18 protein-coding genes are annotated in these 17,605 nt (G+C 63.1%); 10 read left to right on the top strand and 8 right to left on the bottom strand.

Annotated features, from left to right (window positions below):
* Window positions 1-8: 8 nt before the first annotated feature.
* The 3 genes from Q4G24_RS01730 (at window position 9) to Q4G24_RS01720 (ending at window position 3,407) form a co-directional block, all read left to right on the top strand.
* Window positions 9-1,394 carry a short-chain fatty acyl-CoA regulator family protein gene (locus Q4G24_RS01730; RefSeq protein ID WP_303364772.1) on the top strand — a complete coding sequence of 462 codons (1,386 nt, stop codon included), beginning with the start codon at window positions 9-11 and terminating at the stop codon, window positions 1,392-1,394.
* A gap of 200 nt (window positions 1,395-1,594) precedes the next feature.
* A complete protein-coding gene (locus Q4G24_RS01725) occupies window positions 1,595-2,926 on the top strand; it encodes a DUF5930 domain-containing protein (protein ID WP_368660915.1) in 1,332 nt (443 codons plus the stop codon).
* Entirely contained in the window at window positions 2,916-3,407 is a 492-nt protein-coding gene (locus Q4G24_RS01720; protein ID WP_303364770.1) for a polymer-forming cytoskeletal protein, read from the top strand. Before Q4G24_RS01725 ends, Q4G24_RS01720 begins: the two co-directional genes overlap by 11 nt.
* Before the next feature lie 53 nt (window positions 3,408-3,460).
* Here Q4G24_RS01720 and Q4G24_RS01715 read toward each other — a convergent pair whose 3' ends face one another.
* The 4 genes from Q4G24_RS01715 to Q4G24_RS01700 form a co-directional block, all read right to left on the bottom strand.
* Entirely contained in the window at window positions 3,461-4,255 is a 795-nt protein-coding gene (locus Q4G24_RS01715) for a DUF2189 domain-containing protein (protein WP_303364769.1), read from the bottom strand.
* 80 nt (window positions 4,256-4,335) lie between these two features.
* Complete coding sequence (gene coaD, locus Q4G24_RS01710; protein WP_303364768.1) at window positions 4,336-4,827, bottom strand: pantetheine-phosphate adenylyltransferase; 492 nt, start codon at window positions 4,825-4,827, stop codon at window positions 4,336-4,338.
* Window positions 4,828-4,902: 75 nt separating this feature from the next.
* Window positions 4,903-5,361 (bottom strand): CBS domain-containing protein, encoded by a 459-nt coding sequence (locus Q4G24_RS01705; protein WP_303364767.1) that lies wholly within the window; start codon window positions 5,359-5,361, stop codon window positions 4,903-4,905.
* Between the two features lie 63 nt (window positions 5,362-5,424).
* Window positions 5,425-6,324, bottom strand: coding sequence for a LysR family transcriptional regulator (locus Q4G24_RS01700; RefSeq protein WP_303364766.1), 900 nt, complete (start codon window positions 6,322-6,324; stop codon window positions 5,425-5,427).
* A gap of 93 nt (window positions 6,325-6,417) precedes the next feature.
* Between Q4G24_RS01700 and Q4G24_RS01695 the strand changes: the two genes are divergently transcribed.
* From Q4G24_RS01695 to Q4G24_RS01665, 7 genes are all read left to right on the top strand, one after another.
* Window positions 6,418-7,917 carry a CoA-acylating methylmalonate-semialdehyde dehydrogenase gene (locus tag Q4G24_RS01695; RefSeq protein WP_303364765.1) on the top strand — a complete coding sequence of 500 codons (1,500 nt, stop codon included), beginning with the start codon at window positions 6,418-6,420 and terminating at the stop codon, window positions 7,915-7,917.
* A 158-nt stretch (window positions 7,918-8,075) separates the two neighbouring features.
* Window positions 8,076-9,221 (top strand): acyl-CoA dehydrogenase family protein, encoded by a 1,146-nt coding sequence (locus Q4G24_RS01690; RefSeq protein ID WP_303364764.1) that lies wholly within the window; start codon window positions 8,076-8,078, stop codon window positions 9,219-9,221.
* 1 nt (window position 9,222) lies between these two features.
* Window positions 9,223-10,209, top strand: coding sequence for an enoyl-CoA hydratase/isomerase family protein (locus Q4G24_RS01685; RefSeq protein ID WP_303364763.1), 987 nt, complete (start codon window positions 9,223-9,225; stop codon window positions 10,207-10,209).
* Between the two features lies 1 nt (window position 10,210).
* Complete coding sequence (gene mmsB / locus Q4G24_RS01680; RefSeq protein ID WP_303364762.1) at window positions 10,211-11,089, top strand: 3-hydroxyisobutyrate dehydrogenase; 879 nt, start codon at window positions 10,211-10,213, stop codon at window positions 11,087-11,089.
* Window positions 11,090-11,167: 78 nt separating this feature from the next.
* Window positions 11,168-11,314 (top strand): hypothetical protein, encoded by a 147-nt coding sequence (locus Q4G24_RS01675; protein ID WP_303364761.1) that lies wholly within the window; start codon window positions 11,168-11,170, stop codon window positions 11,312-11,314.
* A gap of 69 nt (window positions 11,315-11,383) precedes the next feature.
* Window positions 11,384-11,680, top strand: coding sequence for a hypothetical protein (locus Q4G24_RS01670; protein ID WP_303364760.1), 297 nt, complete (start codon window positions 11,384-11,386; stop codon window positions 11,678-11,680).
* Window positions 11,681-11,762: 82 nt separating this feature from the next.
* Window positions 11,763-11,957 (top strand): DUF2892 domain-containing protein, encoded by a 195-nt coding sequence (locus Q4G24_RS01665; protein WP_303364759.1) that lies wholly within the window; start codon window positions 11,763-11,765, stop codon window positions 11,955-11,957.
* Here the strand turns inward: Q4G24_RS01665 and recN are convergent.
* The 4 genes from recN to ftsZ form a co-directional block, all read right to left on the bottom strand.
* Window positions 11,954-13,597 (bottom strand): DNA repair protein RecN, encoded by a 1,644-nt coding sequence (recN, locus tag Q4G24_RS01660; protein ID WP_303364758.1) that lies wholly within the window; start codon window positions 13,595-13,597, stop codon window positions 11,954-11,956. The genes Q4G24_RS01665 and recN overlap by 4 nt on opposite strands.
* Before the next feature lie 5 nt (window positions 13,598-13,602).
* Window positions 13,603-14,451: an outer membrane protein assembly factor BamD gene (locus Q4G24_RS01655; RefSeq protein WP_303364757.1), complete on the bottom strand. Its 849-nt coding sequence runs from the start codon at window positions 14,449-14,451 to the stop codon at window positions 13,603-13,605.
* Between the two features lie 141 nt (window positions 14,452-14,592).
* A complete protein-coding gene (gene lpxC, locus Q4G24_RS01650; RefSeq protein WP_303364817.1) occupies window positions 14,593-15,525 on the bottom strand; it encodes a UDP-3-O-acyl-N-acetylglucosamine deacetylase in 933 nt (310 codons plus the stop codon).
* Between the two features lie 229 nt (window positions 15,526-15,754).
* Window positions 15,755-17,401: a cell division protein FtsZ gene (gene ftsZ, locus Q4G24_RS01645; protein ID WP_303364756.1), complete on the bottom strand. Its 1,647-nt coding sequence runs from the start codon at window positions 17,399-17,401 to the stop codon at window positions 15,755-15,757.
* Window positions 17,402-17,605 lie beyond the last annotated feature (204 nt).

Raw genomic sequence — 17,605 nt, 5'->3', positions numbered from 1 at the left:
GGACAAGCATGGCTTTGCAGAAAATCTACGCTGGCGCGGCTTTGCGCGAAACGCGGGCGCGTGCCGGGCTGGCGCAGCGCAGCTTTGCCGAACGCTTGGGCGTGTCGCTGCCTTATCTGTCCCAGATGGAAAACAACCACCGCCCGATTTCGGCCGGGGTGCTGCTGCGCCTTGCGCAAGAGTTTGGGACCGACCTGTCCGCCCTGACTGCGGGGGACGCCGAACGGCTTGTCATCGACATGCAGGAGGCGCTGGCCGATCCGCTGTTCGACGCCACCCCACCGCTGACCGATCTGCGGCTTGCGGCCTCGAACGCACCGACATTGGCACGGGCGTTTCTGGACCTTTACCGCGCCCATCGTCAGGGGCAGGAACGGCTGGCCGCGCTGGATGAGGCTATCGGCGCGGCGGGTCAGAACAGCAGCTCAACCCCGTGGGAGGAGGTGCGCGACTTTTTCCACTATTGCGACAATTACATCGACGCGGTGGACCGGGCCGCCGAACGATTCGCCACCACAGAAGGGCCAGAGATCGAGACGCGGGCCATCGCCGCGCTGGCCCGGCATGGGGTGGGGGTCAGCAGTTCGGATCTTGACCCCCTGACCGTTTACCACCGGCAGGACAACGACCTGATTATGAATGCAGCGGCTGAACCAGAAACCCGCCGTTTCCAGCTTTTGCATCAGGTCGCACTGATCGACCAGGGGCCGCTGATCGAGGCGACGCTGGACCTTGCCCGTTTCCGCTCGGACACGGCCCGCGCTATCGCCCGCATCGGCATGGCCAATTATTTCGCCGGGGCTGCTCTGATGCCCTACCGCCGCTTTCTGCACGCTGCACGCGACGAACGACACGATCTGGAGCGGTTGGGGCATCTGTTCGGGGCCTCGCTGGAACAAGTCGCCCATCGGCTTTCGACCCTGCAACGCTCCGGTGAAAAGGGTATCCCGTTCTTTTTCGTCCGCGTCGATCAGGCTGGCACGATCACCAAGCGCCATTCGGCCACCCGGCTGCAATTCGCCCGGTTTGGCGGGGCCTGCCCGCTGTGGAACGTGCATCAGGCGTTTGAAACACCGGGCCGGTTCTTGCGCCAACTGGCCGAGACGCCTGACGGGGTGCGCTATCTGCTGCTGGCGCGGGACGTTTCGAAATCAGCCGGGCGTTTCAATGCACCGATTCGACGCTTTGCCATCGCCTTGGGCTGCGAGATCAGCCACGCCCATGCCATCACTTATTCCGACGGGCTGGACCTTGGCACAAGGGGCGAACCCATCGGCATTTCCTGCCGGATCTGCCCGCGCCGCCAGTGCCACCAACGCGCGGTTCCCCCCATCGACCGCGATTTGATCGTCCCGCAAGAGCGCCGCAGCCCCCTGCCCTATGAGGTTTTATGACCCCGATTCCCTGTCCCCGCACCAAAATCGCCCGGATATGTCCCTGCAATCTCGGTATGATAACTGAGGATAATAGGCTTAACCCATGAAACAATCGGCAGGTTCCAGCCGAAACACGCTGAATCACCTCTGCTTCACAGCGATGTGGCCCACGCCCTGTTGCGCCGCCGCCACGGATTGATTTTAACCTGCCCAAATTGATGCCGGGCCTGCCCGGCCTGCGAACCCCGAGGTTTCTTTTGCCCAGACGTATTGCAAGCCGTTTGAACTCTGCGCTTGAACGCTGGCTGCCCGAGCAGCGCCTGTTCCTCAAGTCCGACGATACCACCCGCTTTGTCCGGCTACGGCCCATGACGCAATTCGCGGCACTTGGCGGGCTGGCACTGCTCTGCGGCTGGACGATCATCGCCTCCGCGATTTTGGTGATTGATGCGATCAGTTCCGGCTCATCCCGCGATCAGGCGATGCAGGCGCAAAGCGCCTTTGAACAGCGCCTGAACGACCTGTCGGCAGAACGCGACGCCCGCGCCGCCGAGGCCGTGGCGGCACAAAACCGCTTTGCCGTGGCGCTGGAACAGGTCTCGCAGATGCAAACGCAACTGCTGGATTCCGAAGAACAGCGCCATGAATTGCAGACCGGGCTGGCGGCGATGCAGCAATCCCTGCATCTGGCGCTGGCAGAGGCGGGCAAGACTGACCTGTCCCCCGATGATCTGACCGGGCAAGCTGGCCGCGCCGAGGAGTTTTCGCTGGCGCTGGATATTCTGTCCGATGAGTTGCGCGATGCCGCCAACGCCCGCGACGAGGCCCGGACTGAAGCCGCCAAAGCAACCCTGACCGCCGAAGCCATCCGTCAGGACCGCGACCGCATTATTGCCCGTCACGATGAAATCTTCGCGGAGATCGAAGATGCCGTCACCGTGTCGCTGAAACCGCTGAACGACGTCTTCACCTCAATCGGGATGAACCCCGACACCGTGCTGGAAAAGGTCCGCGAAGGCTATTCCGGCACCGGCGGACCACTGACCTCTGCCGCGGTTTCAACCAGCGGCGATGCGGATTTTGGCGTCGGCGCGGGTCGTGCAACGGAAATTATGATCTCACTGGATCAGTTGAACACCTATCGAATCGCGATCGAAAAAATGCCGCTGGCCATGCCGGTAAAGTCGAACTTTCGCTATACATCAGGCTTTGGCCGCCGCTGGGGTCGTGCGCATGAAGGTATGGACTTGGCCGGACCGGTGGGCACGCCGATCTATGCGACAGGTGATGGTGTCGTAACTTTTGCAGGCTGGCAGAACGGTTACGGCAACCTGATTAAGATTGAACACGCCCTTGGGACCGAAACCCGCTATGGCCACCTGTCGCGCATTGGCGTGAGGGTGGGTCAAAAGGTGTCGCAAGGCGAGCAGATCGGTGCTATGGGAAACACCGGACGCTCGACCGGGCCGCATCTGCACTATGAGGTGCGTGTCAATGGCCGGGCTGTTAACCCGACAACCTTCATAAAGGCGGCGCAAAATGTTTTCTAAAACCCGTGTGACCGAACCCGGCCCGAGCAGTCAACCCACCCATGAGCCGGAGCATCGCCCAATGGACACGACCTCTGATTACACCACCTCGACCCGCAGCCGCAGCCCGGTTTCCGTGCTGTCCGCAGACCTGACCGTGACCGGCGACATCAAGACCGAAGGCGATATTCAGGTCGAAGGTCAGGTCGATGGCGACATCCGCGCCCACACTCTGACGGTTGGCGACAGCGCCACCATCCGGGGTGAGATCATGGGCGAAGACGTGATCGTGAATGGTCGCGTGATCGGCCGCGTGCGCGGCATCAAGGTGCGCCTGTCCTCGACCGCGCGTGTCGAAGGCGACATCGTTCACAAGACCATCGCCATCGAATCGGGGGCTCATTTCGAAGGCTCGGTTCAGCGTCAGGAAGACCCGCTGGCCGCTGGCGGTGCCAAGAAACTGGCCCCGCCGACGACTGATTTCGACCCTTCGGACGATTGATCCAGAGCGAATCGCAATCAAGGGCGGCCTTCGGGTCGCCCTTTTGCTATGGTTCAGCCGGGCATCAGCCGACGATACATGTGCCAGCTTGCGTGGCCCAGAACCGGCAGCACGATGAACAGCCCCAGAAAAACGGGCAAAATCCCCAAAAACAAACCACCGGCGATCACGGCTGCCCAGCGCATCATCACCTCCGGGTTCGCCCGCACCGCCGCAATCGAGGCAATGATGGCCGAGATGAAATCAACCTCCCGATCCAGCAACAGCGGCAGACCAACCACGGTGAAACAGAACAGCGCGATGGCGAACCCTGCACCGATCAGCCCGTTCACCAGCAACATCACCAGCCCCTGCCCCTGAAACAGAAGCTGCGGCGATGTGGTGATATTGGTCAGCGCCGACAGGCCCATGAACAGCGCAAAAATCGTATGAGCGACAAACACCCAGAACATGAACAACAGCAAAATGACCATCGCCATGGATGGCAACTGTCGGTTGCGCTGCGCAAAGACCACCCCAAGCACCGAGGCGCGATCCAGTGGCAAACCGGCTTCCAACCGGCGGCTGACCTCATAAAGACCAATCGCGGCAAAGGGGGCCAGCAGCGGAAAGCCGACGACAAACGGCATCAGCCACCATTCCTGACCTGCAGCAACCGCCACCATCAGCAGGACCAGCCCACCAAGGACATAAAACCCCGAGAAAAACAGCCCCCATCCCGGCGCCTGACGGAAATCGCGCCAGCCAGCGGCCAGAACCTCGAGAATCACCCTCGGGCCGATATGGGCCGGGTCAGGAATCGGATCAGGTGTCAGCCGATTCGGGTCGGGTGCGTCAATATGTGTCATTGCAGGCTCCTCCTCCCTTGAAAGGCTAGGGGCGAAACCTGCTGCAATCAACGAAAAGCTGTAAACGGGTAAAGGCGCGGTTAACGAAACCGCGCAATCAGCGCCTCATTCACCGCCGGGCTGACAAACTTGGATACATCCCCACCCAACCGGGCGATTTCCTTAACCAGCTTCGAGGCAATCGCCTGCCGCCGCGCATCAGCCATCAGGAAGACCGTCTCGACCGATGAATCCAGCGCCCGGTTCATGCCGACCATCTGAAACTCATACTCAAAATCCGCAACCGCACGCAGCCCGCGCACAATCGCCTGCGCCCCGACATCGCGGGCGCAGTCGATCAGCAGGTTCTCGAACGGGTGAACGACGATCTCACCGCCGGTCTGTGCGATGATATGGTCACATTCGGCCCGCACCATTGCCACCCGTTCGTCCAGATCGAACAACGGGCCTTTGTCGCGGTTGATCGCCACGCCGATCACCAGCCGATCCACCAGCGCCATTGCCCGCTGGATAATGTCGATATGCCCCAGCGTGATCGGGTCAAACGTCCCCGGATAAAGCCCGATGCGCATGGCATTCCCCCTGCTTGGCCGCATTCCGGCGCAGGCAACAGCAAAGGCGACCCGAAATCAAGGCCGCCCGCTGCGTCAGGCCCCCATAATCATGCCGGTGAGTGCTTCTTTCTCGGCGTGAAGCTCGCGCAGGCGCCCCGAAACGGCATCACCAATCGAGATGACCCCGAGCATTTCGCCATCCGCATCGACCACCGGCATGTGCCGGAAACGACCTTCGGTCATGCGCTCCAGCACGGTCAGGGCATCGTCGCCCTCTCGGCAGGTCTGAACCGAGGTTGTCATCAACGCGCTGACCTTCTGGCCGCGCAAATCGTCGTTGCGCCCCATCGCCCGCACAATGTCCCGCTCGGACAGGATGCCATCCGGGCGCTTGCCGTCAGCCGACACCACCACCGCACCGATGCGCTTTTCGGCCAGCACCTGCACGGCCTCGCCCACGGTCGCATCGGGGTTCAGGGTAAAAATCGCCCTCGCCGTCACCTCGGGCTTGCCCGAGTCATTCTTCAGCGCCAACATCTGCTTAACGATCATTGCGCAAAACCCTCGCTTTTTAATATGTATCTTGCCGCAGGGTCGCGCGATTGCTGCCATCCGTCAAGGATTCTGCATCGCCAGCCGTTGCAGCCGTGCGATTTCCCGCCGGAATGTCCGTGAAAGCGCCTCGGCCAGTCGGGTCAGCCGGTCGCTGCGGCGGTCATCGGCGTGGCGGATCAGCCAGAAGCTCCGGTTCAGTTCGACCTGATCGGGCAACACACGGACCAGTTCCGGCGCGGCGGGCATGGCGAAATCATGCACAATCCCCAGCCCCGCCCCGGCCCGGATCGCCTGCATCTGCACCGAAACCGAGTTCGAGGTCAGCCCCGCATGTTCCACCCCCAGCGCCGCCAGATAGTCCAGTTCGCGGTCAAAAATCATATCCGCAATATAGCCCACAACGCGATGCGCCCGCAGATCCTCGCGCTGCAAAATGGGCGGACGCGCGGCCAGCCAGTCGCGGCGGGCGGCCAGAAACAGTTGGTAATCCGCCAGTTTCTGCACCACCAACCGTCCCGTATCGGGGGGCGAGACGCCAATCGCCATATCGGCCTCGCGCCGGGACAGGTTGAACACACGCGGCAGCGCGATGATCTGCACCTCCAACCCGGGATGCGCGTCGCACAGCGCGGCGCAGACCTGCGGCAACAGATAATTCGCACAGCCATCCGGCGCACCGATCCGCAATTGCCCGGTCAGCGGCCCCTGCCCCGACAGCGCCTCGGCCGCATCTGCCGCCGCGCGTTCGGCAGCCTCAGCATGAGGGATCAGGCGGCGGCCTTCCGGGGTCAGCGCATAGCCCTGCGGTGTCTTGGCAAACAGCACCGCGCCAGCGTCGGCCTCCAGCCGCGCGACCCGCCGCCCAACGGTTGAAGCGTTCATCGCCAGCCGCCGCCCGGCCCGCGACAGGCTTTCATCCCGCGCCACGGCCAGAAATACCCGCAGATCGTCCCAATCCATGTTTTGCAATCCTGCAAAATGCTTTTGCTATATCCTGCCTTTATTTCGCGAAATCGCAAGCCTATCCTGACCGGAACGCAAAGGGAGGACATCATGCGCAAGGTTCACCACTGGATCGACGGCAAAGAGGTGGCAGGCACCTCCGGTCGCACCGCCGACATTTACAACCCCGCCACCGGCGAAGTTCAGGGCCAGGTCGATCTGGCCAGCAAGGCGGAGCTGGACGCCGCCGTGGCCTCTGCCGCCAAGGCGCAGAAAAAATGGGCCGCAACCAACCCGCAGCGCCGTGTGCGCGTGCTGATGAAAATGGTCGATCTGCTGAACCGCGACATGGACAAGTTGGCCGAAGTGCTGTCCAGCGAACACGGCAAGACCTTCCCCGACGCCAAGGGCGATATTCAGCGCGGGCTGGAAGTAATCGAGTTCTCGATCAGCGCCCCGCATTTCCTGAAGGGCGAATATACCGACAGCGCCGGGACCGGCATTGACCTTTACTCCATGCGCCAGCCGCTTGGCGTGGTGGCGGGGATCACGCCGTTCAACTTCCCGGCCATGATCCCGCTGTGGAAAATGGGGCCGGCACTGGCTGCGGGCAATGCCGTCATCATCAAACCGTCCGAGCGCGACCCCTCGGTTCCGATCATGCTGGCGAAACTGTGGCAAGAGGCCGGCCTGCCCGATGGCGTGCTGCAAGTCGTCAATGGCGACAAGGAATCGGTCGATGCGATCCTTGATAATGACATTATTCAGGCCGTGGCCTTTGTCGGCTCGACCCCGATTGCGCAATATATCTACGAACGTGCCGCAGCGACGGGCAAGCGGGCGCAGTGCTTTGGCGGAGCCAAGAACCACATGATTATCATGCCCGACGCCGATCTGGATCAGGCGGCGGATGCGCTGGTCGGGGCCGGGTTTGGCGCAGCCGGCGAACGCTGCATGGCGATCTCGGTCGCGGTGCCGGTGGGCCAGAAAACCGCCGATGCGCTGATTGAAAAGCTGATCCCACGGGTGGAAAAGCTGAAAATCGGGCCGTGGACGGCGGGCGACGACGTGGATTACGGCCCGGTCGTGACCGCCGCCGCCAAGGCAAACATCGAACGGCTGGTGCAATCCGGCGTCGATCAGGGCGCGAAACTGGTCGTCGATGGCCGCAATTTCAGCCTGCAAGGCTATGAGAACGGCTTTTTCGTCGGCCCCAGCCTGTTCGACAATGTGACCACCGACATGGACATCTACAAGACCGAGATCTTCGGCCCGGTTCTGTCCACCGTCCGCGCCGAAACCTACGAGCAGGCGCTAGCGCTGGCCACCGACCACGAATACGGCAACGGCGTGGCGATCTTTACCCGCGACGGCGACACCGCCCGCGACTTTGCCAGCCGGGTGCAGGTCGGCATGGTCGGGATCAACTTCCCGATCCCGGTGCCGCTGTCTTACTTTACCTTCGGCGGCTGGAAACGCTCGGCCTTTGGCGACCTGAACCAATACGGCCCGGACGCCTTCCGTTTTTACACCCGCACCAAGACGGTCACGATGCGCTGGCCCTCGGGGATCAAGGAAGGCGGCGAGTTCAACTTCAAACCGCTGGACTGACGATGCCGGGCCGGGCGCACCCCCGGCCCCATCTTTTGTCCATAAATATCCATGCGGCGCCTGCCACGGGTGCCGCGTGACGGTCTTGCAACATTGCTGCAAAACTTGGACCATAAACCGGGCCGCAGAGGGGGCGGCCCCCGACCGGGAGGGAACACATGGATTTCGCACTCAGCGAGGAACAGCAGGCCATTTTCGACATGGCGCGCGACTTTGGCACCGACAATATCGCGCCCCATTCGCGCGATTGGGAACAGGCCGGGACAATCCCGAAAAGCCTGTGGTCGGAACTGGCAGCGCTTGGCTTCGGCGGCATTTATGTGGCCGAGGAATACGGCGGCTCTGGCCTGTCGCGGCTGGATGCCACGCTGATCTTCGAGGCGCTGGCCATGGCCGATCCGGCAGTCGGCAGCTTCCTGTCGATCCATAATATGTGCGGCGGCATGATCGACAAGTTCGGCAGCCCCGAGGTCAAGGAAAAATGGCTGCCTGCCCTGTGCAGCATGGACAAGATCTTCAGCTATTGCCTGACCGAACCCGGCAGCGGCTCGGACGCGGCCAGCCTGCGCACGCGGGCCGAGCGCCGCAATGACGGTTTCCTGCTGAACGGAGCCAAGGCGTTCATCTCGGGCGGCGGCTATTCCGATGTTTACGTCACCATGGTGCGCACCGGCGAGGACGGCCCCAAAGGCATCAGCACTGTGATCGTCGAGGATGGCACCCCCGGCCTGTCCTTTGGCGCGAATGAACATAAGATGGGCTGGAAGGCCCAGCCGACCTCTCAGGTCCAGTTCGACGACTGCCTCGTGCCGTTGGAAAACCAGATCGGGCAGGACGGCAAAGGCTTTACCTATGCGATGGCCGGGCTGGACGGCGGGCGGCTGAACATCGCCGCCGGGGCGCTTGGCGGCGCGCAGGCCGCGCTGGACCGCACCCTGACCTATATGTCGGAACGCCGCGCCTTCGGGAAATCGCTGGACCAGTTTCAAGCCCTGCAATTCCGCCTGGCCGATATGGAGGTCGCGCTGCAATCCGCCCGCACCTTCCTGCGTCAGGCCGCGTGGAAGCTGGACAATCAGGCCCCGGATGCGACCAAGTTCTGCGCCATGGCGAAACTTTACGTTACCGACCGCGCGTTCGAGGTCGCCAACCAATGCCTGCAACTGCATGGCGGCTATGGCTATCTGGCCGATTACGGCGTGGAAAAGCTGGTGCGTGACCTGCGCGTTCACCAGATCCTTGAAGGCACGAATGAGATCATGCGCCTGATTACCAGCCGCGCCCTGCTGGCCGAGCGGGGCTGACATGGCCGATCTGCACATCCGCAAGGATCGCCGTGCCGGGCGCATCACCTTTGCCCGCCCCGCCGCGCTGAACGCCCTGTCGCATGAGATGGCGCTGGCGATCGAGGCTGCTCTGGACGGCTGGCGCGATGACCCCGAAACCGCGCTGATCCTGATTGATGCCGAGGGTGAGCGCGCCTTTTGCGCAGGCGGTGATATTGCCGCGGTTTACCGCGCCGGAGTGGCCGGGGATCACTCGGTCGGGCAAGCGTTTTTCGCCGATGAATACCGGATGAATGCCAAGATTGCCGATTACCCCAAGCCGGTGGTCGCCTTTATGCAGGGCTTCGTCATGGGCGGCGGCGTTGGCGTCGGCGGTCACGCCAGCCACCGCGTCATCGGGGACAGCACTCAGGTTGCCATGCCCGAAAGCGGCATCGGCCTGATCCCGGATGTGGGCGGCACCTGGCTGCTGGCCCATGCGCCGGGACAGATCGGGGAATATCTTGGCCTGACCGGCGCCCGCATGGGTGCTGGTGACGCGATCCACGCCGGTTTCGCGGATCACTATGTCCCGGAAGCCGAATGGCCCGCCGCGCTGGAGCAGATGGCAGCCTCGGGTCAGGTGCAAATCCCGCAGCATCCCGCACCAGAGGCCCCCCTGGCCAACCGCGACCTGTCGGCTTTTGCCGCCCCGGATGTCGCGGCAATCATGGCTGCGGCGGATGAGGCTTCGCTGAAAGTGATGCGCCGCAACTCGCCCCTGTCCATGGCCGCCACGCTGGAGATGATCCGCGCCGCCCGCAAGGACGCCCGGATTCAGGACGCTCTGTCGCGTGAACATCGCTTTACCCACCGCGCCACCGCACAATCGGATTTCCTTGAAGGCGTGCGCGCGCAGATCATCGACAAGGACCGCAACCCGCAATGGGCCGCGGCCTCGGACCCGGCGGCGGTGGCCGCCATTCTCGCCCCCTTGGGCGATGCAGAACTGAAATGGGAGGCATGACATGAAGATCGGATTTATCGGTCTTGGCAATATGGGCGGCCCGATGGCCCTGAATCTGGCCCGCGCGGGACATGAGGTGCAGGGCTTTGACCCCGCAACCACCCCGCCCGAGGGCATTATCCCCTGCGCCAGCGCAGCCGAGGCTGCCGCCGGGGCGCAGGTCGTGTTCACCATGCTGCCCAACGGCCAGATCCTGCGCGGCGTGGCTGATCAGGTGATCCCGGTGATGGCTCCCGGCGCGGTTCTCAGCGATTGTTCGACCGTGGATGTGGACAGCGCCCGCGCTGTCGCCGATCAGGCGCGCGCAGCGGGGCTTGGTGCGCTGGATGCGCCGGTTTCGGGCGGTATCGGCGGGGCTGCGGCAGGCACGCTGACCTTCATGGTGGGCGGCGATACGGACAGCTTTGCTCAAGTCGCGCCACTGTTTGAAATCATGGGCCAGAAAACCGTGCATTGCGGCGAAAGCGGTGCCGGACAGGCGGCAAAAATCTGCAATAACATGGTCTTGGGCGTCACCATGCTGGCCACCTGCGAGGCGTTCGCACTGGCCGACAAACTGGGGCTGGACCGGCAGAAAATGTTTGACGTGGTGTCCACCAGCTCGGGCTATAGCTGGTCGATGAACGCCTATTGCCCCGCCCCCGGCGTCGGCCCGCAATCGCCCGCCGACAACGGCTATCGTCCCGGTTTCGCGGCAGAACTGATGCTGAAAGACCTGCGCCTGTCGCAACAGGCCGCCGAAAGCGCCGATGCAGCCACCCCAATGGGCGCGCTGGCAACCGGCCTTTACACCCGGTTTGTCGAGACCGAGGACGGGCGTGGACGCGATTTTTCCGCCGTTCTGCCTTGGCTGGGCGAAAAGCCAAACGGCGCAGTTTAAGGGAACCCAAGCCCGGCAAGCCGCGTTGGTGCGTGAAACTGCGCGAACAATGCTTTGCCTGCCGGGCAAGGGAACACCATGAAACACGACACGAACCCCGCTTCAGCGGTTGTTTTTCTTTGCTTTCCGGCGGCGGGTCAGTCCCGCCGCAAGGTTTTTTGCGCACCCTGTCAGCACCGGGCGGTCATTTTCTCGGAAAAATCATCGCAACGGCTTGCAAAATGACCGTCATCAAACTTTTGTTAAGCCCTGTGTGCTAAGCCAGACTGACCTGATCCAAGAAACGCCAAAGCCATGCGCCTGTTAACCATTCTGCTGACGACCCTGCTAATGCTGCTGCCCCCCGCCTTTGCAAATCCGCGACAGGGCGGGCCAGCGGGGGAAAGCCGCTCCGGCGCGGACAGCCATTTGATCGGCAATTCCCTGCGCGGCGGCAGCTTCCATGAGGTGACGCGGCCCGGTCGTTACGGCCTTGGCAACCCACCAACAGGAATGGGCTACGCAGTGGTTGATGGGAAACTGGTCCGTTATGATCTGAAAACCATGCAAATCATGTCGGTGCTGCGACAGGTTGACAAGGTAATCGACTAAGCTGCGGCAATTCGGACCTTGCCTTTTGATACATATGTGAAATCATATATATTGATTCTTGCACTTATATCGGGAGGCACGCATGTTCCGTCAGAATATGGGAACCATCGACCGCGCAATTCGCATCATCATCGGCTTGGCACTGATTGCCGGGTTCTTCCTTAACCCCACAGCCAGCTATCGCTGGGCCTACCTGTTGGGAATCATCCCGCTTGCAACCGGACTGATGGGAAGTTGCTGGCTGTATTCGCTGCTTGGAATCAGTACCCGGCGTTAACCGTCGATCAGCGCCCGCGCCGCCTGCCGGGCTGCATCTGTCACCGTATCGCCCGAAATCATTCGGGCGATTTCATCGACGCGCTGCGCCTCGGACAAGCGCGCCACGTCGCTGGTGGTCATGCCGTCGCTGACCGATTTTGCCACACGGAAATGCGCTCCGGCCCGCGCTGCAACCTGCGGGCTGTGGGTAACAACCAACACCTGCGCCCCTTCGGCCAGCCGCGCCAGACGGCGGCCCACCGCATCGGCGGTTGCACCGCCAACACCCCGGTCAATCTCGTCAAAGATCAGCACCAACGCATCATTGCCCCGCGCCAGACAGACCTTCAGCGCCAGCAGAAACCGCGAAAGTTCCCCACCCGAAGCGATCTTGTCCAGCGCCCCCGCCGGCGCACCGGGGTTGGTGGCGACCGTAAAGGCAACCGCATCCTGACCGTCCGGCCCCGGTTCAGCGGCGGAAACATCGGTGTGGAAAACGGCACGCTCCATCTTCAGCGGTGCCAGTTCCGCCGCCATCGCCTGATCCAGCCGCCCCGCCGCATCTGCGCGCGCCTTCGAGACGGCCGCAGCCGCCTGCGCATAGGTAGCATCAGCCTGCGCCACGGCAGCCTCCAGCGCGGCAATCCCCTCGGCCCCGGCGTCGATCTGGCCAAGGCGCTGGCGCAGGTCATCGGCCAGCCCAGCCAGATCATCGGCCAGCACATCATGCTTGCGGGCCAGCGCACGCAGGGCGAACAGCCGTTCCTCTGTGCGTTCCAATTCCTGCGGGTCGAAATCCATCGCGGCCAGGGCGTCCTCGACCCCTTGCGCAGCCTCGCCCAATTCGATCTGCGCCCGCGACAGCGCCGACAGCGGCGCCTCCAGCCGCCCTTCGGCCTGATCGGCGGCCCCCTCCAGCCAGCGGGCGGCATCATTCAGCGCGCCTTCAGCCCCTTCATGCCCCAGAATGGCCAAGGCGCGGGCGACATCGCCGCGAATCCGCTCAGCCGTCTGCATGGCGCGGCGGCGGGTATCGAGTTCGGCTTCCTCGCCCGCCACCGGGGCCAGATCATCCAGTTCGGCAACGGCATGGCGCAGGAAATCCTCATCCGCGCGGGCCTTTTTCAACGCCGCTTGCGCCGCCGCCAGATCAGCGCGGGCCTGTCGCCGCGCCGCCCAGGCAGCCCTGACCGGGGCCAGATCCAGCCCGGCGAACGCGTCCAGCAGCGCACGGTGGCCGCGCGGGTTCAGCAAGCCACGGTCATCATGCTGGCCGTGCAATTCAACCAGCACCTCGGACAAGGCCCGCAGCACCTCGCCCGACACGCGGCGATCGTTCACATAGCCGGTCTTGCGCCCATCCGCGCCATTCACCCGGCGCAGGATCAGCTCATCCCCGCCCGGCAGCCCCGCCTCGGCCAGCACGGCATGGGCCGGATGGCCGCCCGGCAGATCGAACACCGCCGTAACTTCGCCATTTTCAGCGCCGTGACGAACCAGCTCAGCCCGCCCGCGCCAGCCGAGGACAAAGCCCAGACAGTCCAGCAGAATGGATTTCCCTGCCCCGGTTTCCCCTGTCAGCGCGTTCAGGCCCGGCGCGAAATCCAGCGCCAGCCGGTCGATCAGCAGCATGTCGCGGATATCCAGCGAGCGCAGCATTGCCTTTACAGCCAGCGGCCCTGCACCATCTGGCGGTAAATATCGGTCAGCCAGCTTGTCCCGCGCGGTTCAGGCGACAGCCCACGGCCCCGCAGCGTGTTATAGGCATCCTGATAGAAGGGCGAGGACTGGAAGTTATAGCCCAAAATCGCCCCCGCCGTCTGCGCCTCATCGGTCAGACCAAGCGCCAGATAGGCTTCGACCAACCGCAGCAGCGCCTCGGGCGTCTGGTTGGTGGTCTGATAATCCTCAACCACCACGCGGAAACGGTTGATCGCGGCGGTGTAATGTCCAGCCTTGAGGTAATAGCGCCCGATTTCCATTTCCTTGGCCGCAAGGTGGTCGAAGGCCAGGTCGAACTTGAGCATCGCGCTGCGGGCATATTCGCTGTCGGGATATTGTTCGATCACATCGCGCAGCGCCCGCAACGCCTGAAATGTCAGGCCCTGATCACGGCCCACGTCGTCGATCTGGTCGTAATAGGACAGCGCCAGCAGGTATTTGGCATAGGCCGCGTCCTCATCCCCCGGATAGGTGTCGATGAAACGCTGTGCGGCGGCGCGGGCCTCATCGTATTTGCGAGCTTTGTGATAGCCATAGGCTTCCATGATCAGCGCACGCTTGGCCCATTCGGAATAGGGATACAGACGCTCGATCTCGGCGAAATATTTGACGGCCTGATCGGGGCGGGCGCTGTTTTCCAGCTCATATTCGCCGCGCTTGTAGATCTCCTCGGCGGTGAAGTTTTCCAGATTTTCGATGCGGCCCGAATCGCCCGAACGCGAGCAACCCGCCGCAACCGAGGCCGCCACCAAAAGCGCGACCAAAGAACCCGCCGTTTTCATGCCCGCCATCGTCATCCGCCTGTCATCTGGTCAACCGCCACGCGCCCCGAAAAAGGGGCGCGGGTCGGGCTGTCCTAGCATAGAAAATTGCAGGGCGCAAAAGGGCATTCACCTGAAAAATCCGCGACCTGCCCCATGATCTGCAAGCCGTCAGGCCACCGCCAGCGGGTGCAAGTCGTGTTGGTCCACCCCCGCCCCCGGCAACCGCGCCTCATGGCGGCGGCTGACGGTCTGCCAGCACCACGCCGACGGGTCAGCGAACAGCGCCCGCAGCAGCTTGTTGGTCATCGCATGACCCGCACGATTGCCGGTGTAGCGCGCCAGCAGCGGCGCACCGGCCAGCGCCAGATCGCCCATTGCATCCAGCATCTTGTGGCGCACGGGTTCGTCATCATGGCGCAAACCACCCGGCGAGAGCACCTTTTCGCCATCGACCACCACCGCGTTCAGATAGGTGCCGCCCAGCGCCAGCCCATTCGCCCGCATCGCATCCACATCCGCCTGACGGCAGAAGGTGCGGCTGTCCATCAGCTCACGCACGAAAGCGCCGTTGGCCATGTCCAGATGCTTTTCCTGATGGCCGATCACGGCATCGGCAAAGTCGATCGAAAAGTCGATTTCCAGATGGTCCGCCGGGTCCAGCCGCGCAAAGCCCGCGCCGTCACGCAGCTCCACCGGCTTCAGCACCCGGATCGCCCGCAGCGGTACCGCCTGATGCTTGATCCCGGCGTTCAGGATGCCCTGAACGAATTGCGCGGACGACCCATCGAGAATCGGCACTTCCGGCCCGTCGATTTCCAGCACGGCATTGTGGATACCAGTCCCGGCCAGCGCGGCCATGACGTGTTCCACGGTCGAAACGGTTGCCCCCTGCCCATTGTCCAGCAGCGTGCAAAGCGGCGACAGGCGCACCAGATCCCAGCGCGCCGGGATCACCCGCTGCGTCAGCGGCAGGTCCAGATCAGAACGGCGGAACAGAATACCGTGCCCTGCCGGAGCCGGCATGATGCGCAGCACCGCCGGCTTGCCGGAATGAAGCCCGACGCCGGTAAAAATAACGGTTTTTGCGATAGTGGCCTGCATCGTCTTGCCCGAATCGTCTGTTACTGTTTTCCGGCGCATGTCCGGCTTGCGTATCAGCTAGGCAGAGGGGGCGCGGTTCTCAATTAAACTCTTGTTTCGAACTGTAACATGACGCCGCGCGGCTGAAACAACCCCACCGGAAAGCGTCCCAAAACCATGATTCCAAAAAGAAAACGGGGCCACGCGATGCGGCCCCGCCTTGTGATCCATGTCACGTGGATGTTACAGATCAGTTTGCCTGACGGCGCAGGAAGGCCGGAATCTGCACATCATCTTCGCCACGTTCGGGGCTGGCGAGATCGTCCAGATTCGGCTCGATCTGCGCCTTGCGGGCGGCAACGCGCTCGCTGACGCGTTCGGCCAAGGTACTGGCCGACGGCTTTTGCGCGACAACACCTTCGGCCAGACCGGCCATACGCTCGAACATGCGGCTCAGCCCGCCTGTGCGGTGCTGTTCGCGCTGCGCCTGTTCCGCCTCGGCTTTACGAATCGCGGCTTCGCGGCGGGCGCTTGCATCAGGATCGCCAGCGGCCTGCGCAACGCGGCCCAGACGCTCCATCGCGGCGGGCGAGGGCTGACCGCGGGTCGCGGCAGGTTGCGGCGCGATGAAATCGGCGGCCTCATCCACACGCGCACCGCGCGGCTGATAGGCGGGCTGGGGCAGATCGTCGTCCAGATCTTCGGTCAGCGGCTCATCATAGCCGATCTGATCGTCCAGCAGCGACGCCTGCGCCGGGCGCGGCTCAGCGGCGGGACGATCCATCAACGGGGGGGCCATCGACGGGGCATCCATACGCGGCGCAGCGGCGATGCGGCGCGGCGGCAGGTCGTCCTCGACCTCGGCCACCGGGCGGCGGGTTGCAGGGGCTTCGACACGGCTGCGCGGCGCGGGCGGTTCGGCCACGCTGGCCTCGGCGTCGATGCCGGTGGCCACGACGGACACGCGGATGGTGCCTTCCATGTCCGGGTCCAGCGTGCTGCCGACGATGATATTCGCGTCTGCATCCACCTTTTCGCGGATGACATTGGCGGCTTCGTCCAGCTCGAACAGGGTCATGTCATAGCCGCCGGTGACGTTAATCAGCACACCCTTGGCACCATTCAGGCTGATTTCATCCAGCAGCGGGTTGGCGATGGCAGCTTCGGCGGCCTGAATGGCGCGGTTGTCGCCGCCCGCTTCGCCGGTCCCCATCATCGCCTTGCCCATCTCATCCATGACCGAGCGGACATCCGCGAAGTCAAGGTTAATCAGGCCCGGCTTGACCATCAGATCGGTCACGCCCTTGACGCCCTGATACAGAACGTCGTCAGCCATGGCAAAGGCTTCGGTAAAGGTGGTCTTTTCATTCGCCAGACGGAACAGGTTCTGGTTCGGAATGATAATCAGCGTATCGACGACCTTTTGCAGCGCCTCGACCCCCTGATCGGCCTGACGCATCCGCTTGGTGCCTTCAAAGCTGAACGGTTTGGTCACGACGCCGACGGTCAGGATGCCCATTTCACGCGCAGCCTGAGCGATGATCGGGGCCGCGCCGGTGCCTGTGCCGCCGCCCATCCCGGCGGTGATGAAGCACATATGTGCGCCGGTCAGGTGATCCACGATGTCTTCGATGGTTTCCTCGGCAGCCTTGGCCCCAACGGCAGGCTTGGCACCTGCGCCAAGACCTTCGGTGACTTTCGGCCCCATCTGGATCTTGCTGACGGCCTGAGACTGCGCCAGAGCCTGCGCGTCAGTGTTGGCAACCACGAAGGTCACACCATCCAGTTGCTTTTCGATCATGTTGTTGACGGCATTGCCGCCCGCGCCGCCGACACCGAAAACGGTGATGCGCGGCTTCAGATCGTCTTCGTCTTCGACCATCAGATTAAGATTCATGTGTTCCGCCTGTTATTTTCTGACCGCGCCTGACCACGACCGATTCACGCTGTTTCACCGACCATCTTAGCGCGAACGACATGCAGCGTCACCCGGAAATGCACATATACCCACAAGATATGCGATAAGAATCCCATGAGCTAGGCGGTATCTCGCCCAAACCACAGGATATAGTGGGCGCAAAGGCGGCCACCACGCAACTGC

This window comes from Paracoccus sp. (in: a-proteobacteria), from assembly GCF_030538695.1.
Lineage (GTDB): Bacteria > Pseudomonadota > Alphaproteobacteria > Rhodobacterales > Rhodobacteraceae > Paracoccus.
Note: the sequence above shows the minus strand (reverse complement) of the source record. Positions and strands in the feature narration are given on the sequence as shown.